The sequence below is a fragment of the Flavobacterium frigoritolerans genome (assembly GCF_025847275.1).
Taxonomy (GTDB): Bacteria; Bacteroidota; Bacteroidia; order Flavobacteriales; family Flavobacteriaceae; genus Flavobacterium; species Flavobacterium frigoritolerans.
In genome coordinates this window covers 172,692-182,486 of the sequence record NZ_JAOZEV010000009.1, presented here as the reverse complement: position 1 = coordinate 182,486, position 9,795 = coordinate 172,692, and the positions used below count along the sequence as shown (strand labels likewise).

The window sequence follows — 9,795 nt, the reverse complement described above, 5'->3', positions numbered from 1 at the left end:
TTACATCTAATTTCCATTCACCAAATTTAAATTTAAATCCTACTGAAGAAGAAAGATCGGTTACAACTGAATTTAATTCTGGCTGGAATCCAAAAGGGAAAATAGAAAATACAACATTTTCAGTTTCACTTGGCAAACGTCTAAATCCATAACCTGTACCATTTCTGTGGCTTATTCCACCTGATGCATAAAACTCTATTTGATCGTTTAATGGAATTGATGTATTAAAGAAACCTTGGATGTTTTTGATTTTTGCATCTCCTATCTGGAAATTAAAATCATCGCGTTTCAATCCGTTTTGAGCTAATAAATTATCATCTATCTGGCGTGCCTGTGCCGGATCGGCAGCAAAATCATAAGCAAAATAATTATCATAAGCCGATTGATCAAAAATAATCAGGTTGTTATTTTGAGAACGATTCGTTTTCTGACGGTTATTAAATTCAGCTGTTAAATTGATAAAACCACCTTTATTTCCAATTTTAGCACCGTAATTCAGATTCAAATTTGTGGTTTTTCCATCATTTCTTGATGTTTCCCCGTAAGTTACATTGGCATCTAAACCAGCATTATCTTTTAAAACTAAATTGATAACACCTGCTATAGCATCTGATCCATATTGTGCCGCAGCTCCATCACGTAAAACTTCAATACGCTTAATTGCCGAAGCTGGAATGGCGCTTAAATCTGTTCCTACAGATCCATTTCCAACTGTATTTTGATAATTTACTAATGATGTTGTATGTCTTCTTTTTCCATTAATTAAAACTAAAACCTGATCGGGTCCTAAACCTCTTAATGAAGCAGGATCAATATGCTCAGTACCATCTGATGAGGATTGACGGCTTGAATTAAAAGAAGGAATTAAATAGGTTAAAATATCATTTGTAGTAGTCTGCGGTGTTGTGTTTCTAATTTTAGCTAGATTAACAACATCAACAGGAACAGCAGTTTCAAGTTTGCTTTTCTTCGGATTCCTACTTCCTACCACAACAATTTCGTCAAGACTATTATTCTCTAAAATAAGCTGAACATCAATAATGCGTCCTTTTACAATAACCTCTTTGGTTTGATAACCAAATAATGAAACAACAAAAGTGGGGCTAATTGCTGCTGACACTATAGTAAAATTTCCTAAAGCATCACTTGTAGCACTTACATGAGTACCTTTAATAAGAATAGTAACAAATTCTAAAGGACTTCCGTTTTCATTAGTAATAGTTCCTTTTATATCTTGACTTTGTGCAAAAAATAAAGTACTCGTTAAGGTGAGAATTGCTGTAATTAGGATTTTTAATTTTTTTTTCATTGCTGGTTATTTTAATACATTGTAAATAATTCATTTAGGTAAAATGAAAAGGGCTAGTTAAATATTCTGTTAAGATTAACAAAGTGCAAATGTAATTTTTAAAAATTAAACTTCACTTGTTAAGTAGAGTTTATATAGTTAAAAAAGATAGAATCTAATTTTAATGAAATATATTTGTGAAAATTTTTAAAAATAAAAAAATGAAATTACGATTATTACTTTTTTTGTGTGCTGTTACTTTTAATGGGTTTTCTCAAAATAATGTATTAGTTTTTCAATCTGATTTTGGTTTGAAAGATGGAGCTGTATCTGCAATGAAAGGTGTTGCAATAGGTGTTTCTACTGATTTGAAAATATTTGATGTTACGCATGAAATTCCAGCATTTAATATCTGGGAAGCAGCGTATCGTTTATCACAAACTGCTCAATATTACCCTACAGGAACAGTATTTGTTTCTGTTTGCGATCCTGGAGTTGGAACAGCCAGACACTCGGTTGTTTTACTGACTAAATCTGGACATTATTTTGTAACTCCTGATAACGGAACTTTAACTTTAGTTGCTGAACAATTAGGTATTGAGGAAATTCGTGAAATCGACGAAGTAAAAAACCGTCGTCAAAACTCAAATGAATCATATACTTTTCATGGTCGTGATGTATATGCCTATACTGGTGCGCGTTTAGCCTCAAAAACAATTACATTCGATCAGGTTGGGCCAAAATTACCTAATGAAGTGGTAAAGATTGAGTATCAAAAACCAGTTTTCGAAAAAGGAATTATCAAAGGTGGAATTCCAATTTTAGATATTCAATATGGTAATGTTTGGACTAATATCGACAAAAAAACATTTGCCAATTTAGATGTAAAAGCGGGAGATTTAGTTAAAATTCAGATTTTCAACGGAACTAAGAAAGTATATGATGGAAAACTAAAACTAGTGCATACTTTTGGAGAAGTTGAAGTTGGAACTGATGTCGTTTACTTTAATAGCCTTTTGAATTTTTCATTGGCTGTAAACCAAGGTAGTTTCTCTGAAAAACATAAAATTTATAGCGGAGCTAACTGGAGTATTTTAATCAGCAAATAGTTTAATTAATCTCTTTTAAAAAATAATATTTAACACATAGCAACATAGATTTCATGTGCAATAAAACTTTTAGAGGAAATACATTTCTTTCACATGGATAGCTATGCATCTTTTTAATATAACTGTAACGTCTTATTATGGATAAAAAAGAACTATGTTTCTATGTCTTAAAACAATTACTTTTACCAGATTGCAATTGGTCATTAAACAAAAAAGGTGTTCATTATTACAATGAACACCTTTTCTGTTTATAAAAAAACTAGTTTTTAAGTGACGCCATATCTATTACGAAACGATATTTTATATCTCCTTTTAATAGTCTTTCGTAAGCATTATTTACATCGTTTACACCAATCAATTCGATATCAGCAACGATGTTGTGCTTAGCGCAAAAGTCAAGCATTTCCTGAGTTTCTGCAATACCACCAATAAGAGAACCTGAGAAACTTCTTCTGCCAAGTATAAGGCTAAATGATGTTACAGGAAGTGGATCCATAGGAGCACCTACCAAAGTAAGCGTTCCATCTACTCTAAGTAAATTTAAATAAGCATCGATATCATGTTGAGCCGATACACAATCTAAAATAAAGTGAAGGCTTCTAGCGTGTTTCTTCATTTCTTCAGGATCGCTAGACAATACTACTTCATCTGCCCCCAAACGCTTAGCATCTTCTGTTTTAGATAATGAAGTTGTAAAAACTACTACATGAGCTCCCATTGCTTTTGCAATTTTAATTCCCATATGTCCCAATCCACCAATACCTACAATACCAACTTTTTGACCTGATCCTACTTTCCAGTGTTTTAAAGGAGAATAAGTTGTAATTCCAGCGCAAAGCAAAGGAGCAACACCTGCTAAATCTAATTTATCAGATATGTGAAGTACAAAACTTTCATCAACAACAACACTCTCTGAGTACCCACCAAAAGTTTGTCCGCCAAGGTGTTTATCAGGAGAATCAAATGTAAGCGTACTTCCTGAATCGCAAAATTGCTCTAAATCTTCTTTACAATGATCACATTCTCTACAAGAATCGACCATACAACCTACACCAGCTAAATCGCCTACTTTAAAGTTCTTAACATGATCTCCAACTTTGGTTACTCTACCCACAATTTCATGTCCCGGAACTATTGGATAAGTTGTACCGTGCCATTCATTTCTAGCCGAATGCAAATCAGAATGACAAATACCACAATACAAGATTTCAATCTCAACATCATGTGCAGTAACAGTTCTGCGTTTAATATCTAATGTTTTTAAAGGTGCATCGGCAGCTACTGTACCAAAGGCTTTTATGTTCTTTGTTTCCATTTATTTTTTTGTTTAATGTTTTTATTTGTTTAATGTTTCAAGTTTTCTTTGTTTCAGGTTTTCTTTGTTTCAAGTTTCAAGTTTCAAGTTTCAGAAAACAGCAATCAATTCTTTAAAAATAGGCCACAATATAATCTGCTAGATCTGCTAAATCTGCAAGAAAAAAAATCAAAAATTATAAAACCCTACTTCCCTACTCTTTTTCAAATCTTTAGAATGCTATAAAGCTATTGTATTCCTCATCGGTAACCTGTTCCATCCAAATCCCTATACCTCTATCAATCTCAGTAATAATTGCTATATGCGAGAATCGGCTAGTAGGAGTTGCCCCATACCAATGCTCGACATCTGGCAAGATGGTAATAACTTCACCTTTATGAACCAATCGTATAGGATTACCTCTTTCCTGAAAATAACCGACTCCCTCTGTTGCAACAAGCAATTGCAAACCAGTATTTGTATGCCAATTATTTCTCGATCCAGGCTCAAAAGCAACCTCTTTTATGGTAGTATTACGTGGCTGAATATCACTAGTGCGCTTTTTAAAAGAGACTTCACCAGTAGTATATATATTAGGAACTATTCCTTCTTCTATAATGGTTGTATAATGTGTCGACATAAATAGTTGTTTAATGTAATTTTGTTTTAATTATTTAATGAATTCACAACAAAAACCACAACATGCTTAGAACTAGTAATTTACAAAAATATTTTATCACCACAAGCAGGAGACAAAAAAATAAAAATTACTTGTTTTAGATTTGTTTTAAAATTAATGTTGGATATAAACAACACATAAATACTTTAAGACTATTTAAAGCTATTGTATTGCTCATCAGTAACTCTTTCAAGCCAATCCACAATACCATTTTGGGTATTAGTGCTTATAGCTATATGAGTAAATTCACTATCAGGAGATGCACCATGCCAATGTTTAACATCAGGTAAGATAGAAACAACATCACCTATATTAAGTAATTGAATAGGTTTCCCTTCTTCTTGATAATATCCTATTCCATGAGTAACAATAAGTATTTGACCTCCGGGATGTGTATGCCAGTTGTTTCTAGAACCTGGCTCAAAAACTACATTTCCTACAACCGTATTTAAGATTCTGTCATCAGGAACAAGCAGTTTTACCCATGCATTCCCTGTAAAATAATCTGCAGAAGCTGAATCTCCTTTTGGAAAAATAGTATTGTTTAATTCATTTTGTGCTGTTTTCATAATTGCTCTGTTTTATACATCAGTACAAACTAAATTAAAGAAGCGGTCAATATTAAAAACCTTACTATTTAGCTAATAATCTGATATGGATTAATACTAATTATTTCTGTGCAAATTTACTTTAGCAAAGACATTCTTAGATAACAATTATCAAACAAAAAATTAAGAATATGAAACAATTTATACCCTCAGGGTTTTAGGCACAGTTCCGGTTAGTCTTTTAAAGTAATTATTAAAGTAGCTTGGATATTCAAATCCTAGCGAAAATCCCACATCAGCAATACTCCAATCCGTATGTTGCAAAAGAGCTTTTGCTTCACTAATAATTCTTTCACTAATGTGAGCAGTAGTCGATTTACCCGTTATTTCTTTTACCGAACGATTAAGGTGATTTACGTGCACTGCAAGATTTTGAGCATAATCTTGTGGTGTTTTTAATTTAAGTGGCTGATCTTTAGTCTCAATAGGAAATTGTCTTTCTAAGAGCTCCATAAAAAGTGTCGTAATTCGGGAAGAAGCATTCTTATGTTTAAAGAAATTTTCTGAAGGCTGCATTTTTAATGATTCATGAATAATCAGGTTAATATAATTCCGAATCAGATCATCTTTAAAAATGTAATCAGTATCCTGTTCTGCAATCATTTTTATAAACATTGAATTTATAAATTCCTCTTGAGCAGAAGTTAACGAGAATATAGGAGTTCCTCCAATCTTAAACAAAGGCGACTCATGAAGACTATCAGAACGGTAATTAACTTTTAAAAATTCTTCGGTAAAAACACAGGCATAGCCACTATAAATTGGTGAAATAATTTCCCAAGAATATGGAATATGCGGGTTTCCAAAAAATAATATTGTGCCATCAGTTTCAATACCTCTATCGGCATAGTGAATAAGACTTTTGCTAGTATTAATACAAATCTTATAAAAATCTCTGCGATTATAGGTAGGAATAGCATTAACACCACTATTAACCTCGTACACTTTAAAACCTTTTAGTTTTAGGTCACTGGTATTAAAATCTGAAGCTTGAGAAACAATATGATTATTCATAGAGCAAAGTTAAGAAAATCAAACATAAACTTATCATCAATTAATTATGAAATTACAAAAACTAATACTATCTTAGTCGAAAACCCTTACATTTGATAATATCTATATGATAATCACTGATTCTCAAGAGTCATATTATACATAAAACTATATTTTTTTATTGAATCGAAAAAATACAACTCATTAAATGATTTTTAAACAACTACGATTAAATATTGATATTGAAGATAGTACATTTAATGAACTATACTCAACCCGTATCAAACGACTCTCTGAACGACATTGGACTCCTGTAGAAATAGCCAAAGCCGCTGCCGATTATCTTGTTGACAGACCCAATAAGAAAGTATTGGATATAGGAGCTGGAGTTGGAAAATTTTGCTTGGTAGGCGCAGCTTCCACAAGAGGAAAATTTTATGGTGTAGAACAAAGGGAATCACTTATAAAGGTCTCCAAGAAAATAGCCGAAAAACATAATGTAAAAAATGTTGAATTCATTCATTCGAATATCAATCAGATATCTTTTTCAGATTATGATGCGTTCTATTTTTATAACTCTTTTTATGAAAACATAGATATAACCTGTCCAATTGATAAAATAATACTTCCTGAAAAAGAGTTATTTCATTCTTACTCAAACTACGTAAGAGAACAATTGTCTAAAACGCCTAAAGGAACAAAACTTGTTACCTATTGGAGTACGTGGGAAGAAATTCCAGAAAGTTTTGATTTAGAAGAATCTGCTTGTAATGGAATATTGAATTTTTGGAAAAAAAAGATATAATTTTTTGATTATAATACTTCATAAAAAAAACTGCCCGAATTATTCATAGGCAGTTTAATTGCTTTTTCAAGCTGTCAAAATTTAAAAAAAACAAATAGATCTAAAGCGTTTTTTCTAACGTCTCTAGTACTTCCTTCCAATTATTCACTCTTAAATGATGTGTTTGATTTATGTTATGAAATGCTGTAAACATAATAGGTTTACCTATGCAATAATCCAAATTCTTACTGTGATCATCAATCATGTAATCTGTATTAATGATCCTTTTGCTTCCGCATAAAATAATATTTTCCCATGAGATAAAAGGAAAATGTTCTCCAAGCCATCCTATTTTTTCATGAAGTGACATAGGAAACTCTGTAGCTGCAGAAACGATAAAGATTTCAAAATTTTCTTGTAACTGACGTAAACTCTCTACCGCATCTGGCATTACAGGTAATGTTCTAAAAAAATTCTCCGAGTTTAGAATTCCTCGCAAAATAGTTCTCCCATGAAAAGCATCTTCTTCACTCAATCCCTGAATACTTTCTCTTGAAATAGCAGTTCCACATTCTTTATTATAACACTCAATCAAGCTAGCCTCTATGTCGGCAAGCACGCCATCCATATCGACAGCAATAGTCTTCTTTTTCATTGCAAATTATTTTGCCACAAATCTAAGCAAATATTGCAATATATTGCAATATTTTATTATTTTTGCAATATAAATTTGCAACACATGAAAAAAGAGGAACGTCAAAATGTAATTTTAGAATACTTATCAAAAGAGCATAGAGTAACTTTATTCGAGCTTAGCGAATATTTAAATGTATCAGAAGACACAGTAAGAAGAGATGTAAAAGAACTTTCTGATCAAGGATTATTAAAGGCAGTTCGTGGAGGCGCAGTAGCCCCATCTCCTATTCCGTTGCATTTTAGAAATAGAGAAAAACATGATTTAGAAAACAAAAAGATTATTGCCGAAAAAGCAATTTCATTTCTAAAGGATGGACAAGTGGTTTTTATTGATGGCGGAACAACATCTTTAGCATTAGTAGCCAGTTTTCCTTATGATTTAAAAATAACGGTTATAACAAATAGTTTTCCAGTAGCAGTATTAATAGAAGATTTACCCAATGTCGAATTAATATTTGCAGGAGGCAAAATGTGTAAAACATCATTTGCAACTGCTAGTATCGAAACGATAGATTTCTTCAGAAACTTTAGAGCAGATGTGTGCATTTTAGGAGTATGCAGCATACATCATGAACGCGGAATTACTGGCATTATATACGATGATTCACAAATTAAAAAGAACATGATTCAGAATTCAAATACGGTGATTGCATTAAGTTCGATTGAAAAAATTGGAACAGCCGAAGCCTATTTTGTCTGTCCTATAAAAGACATTAATATCTTGGTTACGAATACATCTCCCGACGACGAAGTCTTAAAAGCATACAAAGAAGCAGGTATAACGATAGTCTAGAATCTAAACTCATCAATAGAGACATAGATTTTTCTATTCTAAAAAAAGGCGTTTCACTTATCAAAAGAACACAGAGTAAGCCATGTGAGGGAAAAGTTTTTCATTTTGCATTCTTTTTTACTCTTAAAATCTATGTCTCTATGTGTTAAATAAAATTTTCAAACGGCTAGACATATTAGTAATAAGGAGCTAATCCAGCCATAAACTATATCTTTGCTTGCCTAAAGAAGGTAAACAAAGGATACCGTTACTGTCTGGGCTAGGCATTTACACAAAAAAACCTCTTAAGATTTTACTTTCAAGAGGTTTTAAAATTATAGTCGTTTATTTATTCTCTAAAGAATTTAACCTTTTACTTTGTTCTTCTACAACTTCTATTAATTTTTTAATATCTTTTTGTTGATCTATAGCATGCAACGTAAGTTCTTCTATTTTCTTCAATAAATTCATATTCATTTCTGCTAGCATCAAACCATTCTTTTCTATCTCTTGAGCTGAAGGTATTTCTGGTAAGTGCTTATTATGTTTAATATACTCTTCAACTTCTTGTAATGGTTTTAATTTATAACCATTTGCAAAAACATAATCTGGAACTACACCTGCACTAATAGTAACTTTCACTTCTTGAGCATGAATGTTTCCTGCAACAGTAAGTTTTGAATCTGGACTTCCAGTTCCAACTCCTATATTACCATCCATACCTCTCATATACAAAATATTATCTTTAAATCCTCTTCCTGTATGCGCTCCAAATCGTACAAAACCAGTAATACCATCAAATCCCATATTAATAGATGCAACACCTCCACTGTTTATACTTGAATTATGAACGCCATCATTCGTTATGTCTAATTTTTTCACATATAGACTTTCTGCTGAAATCCCACCTTGTACATCCAATTTATAATTAGGAGTTTTTGTACCAATACCTACGTTGCCACTTGCATCAATACGCATCTGCTCTTCGTTTTTATTAGTATTGAAAGCTATACCCCCACCAATAGTAGAACTTCCTCTAACAAAATTAATTGAACTATTCGTAATACCATAAAAGCTATGCTCAATTGAAAAAGATTTCCCGTCCACAATTGAAGTATTGTATCCCCTTACTCCTAAAAAAGTACCTTCGCCAACATCATTACCTTGCGGTAAGCGACCAAATACTGTGCCTAAAACGCCATCTTGAATATTGGCGGCAACATCTAATGCTGCCCTTGGAGAATTTGTCCCTAAACCAACATTTCCATCCATACCTCTCATATAAATGATATTATCTCTATGCCCATTTCCTGTATGAGTCCCAAATTTAACAAATCCTGTTCTTCCATCATACCCCATAATCATACTAGCAACATTTCCACTATTAAAACCAGTATTGAATTCTCCATCATTATTGATTACAAACTTTCCAGCTTCAAGTTTATACTGAGCAAAATTAATTTGGTAAACAAAAAAAACAATTATTAACAATTTTACTTTCATGACTTTTTATTATTCTGATTATTTTTATAATTATACAAGATTTAAATTATATATTTCTTACAAAACAAA

10 protein-coding genes are annotated in these 9,795 nt (G+C 32.0%); 3 read left to right on the top strand and 7 right to left on the bottom strand.

What is annotated here, in order from left to right; all coding sequences use genetic code 11:
* Positions 1-1,309: TonB-dependent receptor (locus OIU80_RS12950; RefSeq protein WP_264287429.1), on the bottom strand; the 1,309-nt coding region annotated here is incomplete at its 3' end.
* A gap of 200 nt (positions 1,310-1,509) precedes the next feature.
* Here OIU80_RS12950 and OIU80_RS12945 point away from each other — a divergent pair.
* The gene (locus OIU80_RS12945) at positions 1,510-2,397 is read left to right on the top strand and encodes an SAM hydrolase/SAM-dependent halogenase family protein (RefSeq protein ID WP_264287428.1); all 888 of its coding nucleotides are present in this window, start codon (positions 1,510-1,512) and stop codon (positions 2,395-2,397) included.
* A gap of 259 nt (positions 2,398-2,656) precedes the next feature.
* Here the strand turns inward: OIU80_RS12945 and OIU80_RS12940 are convergent, their stop codons facing one another.
* The 4 genes from OIU80_RS12940 to OIU80_RS12925 form a co-directional block, all read right to left on the bottom strand.
* Positions 2,657-3,712, bottom strand: a complete 1,056-nt coding sequence (locus OIU80_RS12940) for an NAD(P)-dependent alcohol dehydrogenase (RefSeq protein ID WP_264287427.1) — start codon at positions 3,710-3,712, stop codon at positions 2,657-2,659.
* Positions 3,713-3,923: 211 nt separating this feature from the next.
* Entirely contained in the window at positions 3,924-4,331 is a 408-nt protein-coding gene (locus tag OIU80_RS12935; RefSeq protein WP_264287426.1) for a cupin domain-containing protein, read from the bottom strand.
* A 191-nt stretch (positions 4,332-4,522) separates the two neighbouring features.
* Positions 4,523-4,939 (bottom strand): (R)-mandelonitrile lyase, encoded by a 417-nt coding sequence (locus OIU80_RS12930; RefSeq protein WP_264287425.1) that lies wholly within the window; start codon positions 4,937-4,939, stop codon positions 4,523-4,525.
* Between the two features lie 180 nt (positions 4,940-5,119).
* Positions 5,120-5,992 carry a helix-turn-helix domain-containing protein gene (locus tag OIU80_RS12925; RefSeq protein WP_264287424.1) on the bottom strand — a complete coding sequence of 291 codons (873 nt, stop codon included), beginning with the start codon at positions 5,990-5,992 and terminating at the stop codon, positions 5,120-5,122.
* 187 nt (positions 5,993-6,179) lie between these two features.
* On the opposite strand from OIU80_RS12925, the gene OIU80_RS12920 reads away from it, so the two are divergent.
* Positions 6,180-6,776 (top strand): class I SAM-dependent methyltransferase, encoded by a 597-nt coding sequence (locus OIU80_RS12920; protein ID WP_264287423.1) that lies wholly within the window; start codon positions 6,180-6,182, stop codon positions 6,774-6,776.
* A 100-nt stretch (positions 6,777-6,876) separates the two neighbouring features.
* Here OIU80_RS12920 and OIU80_RS12915 read toward each other — a convergent pair whose 3' ends face one another.
* Complete coding sequence (locus OIU80_RS12915; protein WP_264287422.1) at positions 6,877-7,410, bottom strand: 5' nucleotidase, NT5C type; 534 nt, start codon at positions 7,408-7,410, stop codon at positions 6,877-6,879.
* Positions 7,411-7,494: 84 nt separating this feature from the next.
* Here OIU80_RS12915 and OIU80_RS12910 point away from each other — a divergent pair, with 84 nt between their 5' ends.
* A complete protein-coding gene (locus OIU80_RS12910; RefSeq protein WP_264287421.1) occupies positions 7,495-8,244 on the top strand; it encodes a DeoR/GlpR family DNA-binding transcription regulator in 750 nt (249 codons plus the stop codon).
* Positions 8,245-8,568: 324 nt separating this feature from the next.
* Here OIU80_RS12910 and OIU80_RS12905 read toward each other — a convergent pair whose 3' ends face one another.
* Positions 8,569-9,726, bottom strand: a complete 1,158-nt coding sequence (locus OIU80_RS12905) for a tail fiber protein (RefSeq protein WP_264287420.1) — start codon at positions 9,724-9,726, stop codon at positions 8,569-8,571.
* Between the last annotated feature and the right edge of the window lie 69 nt (positions 9,727-9,795).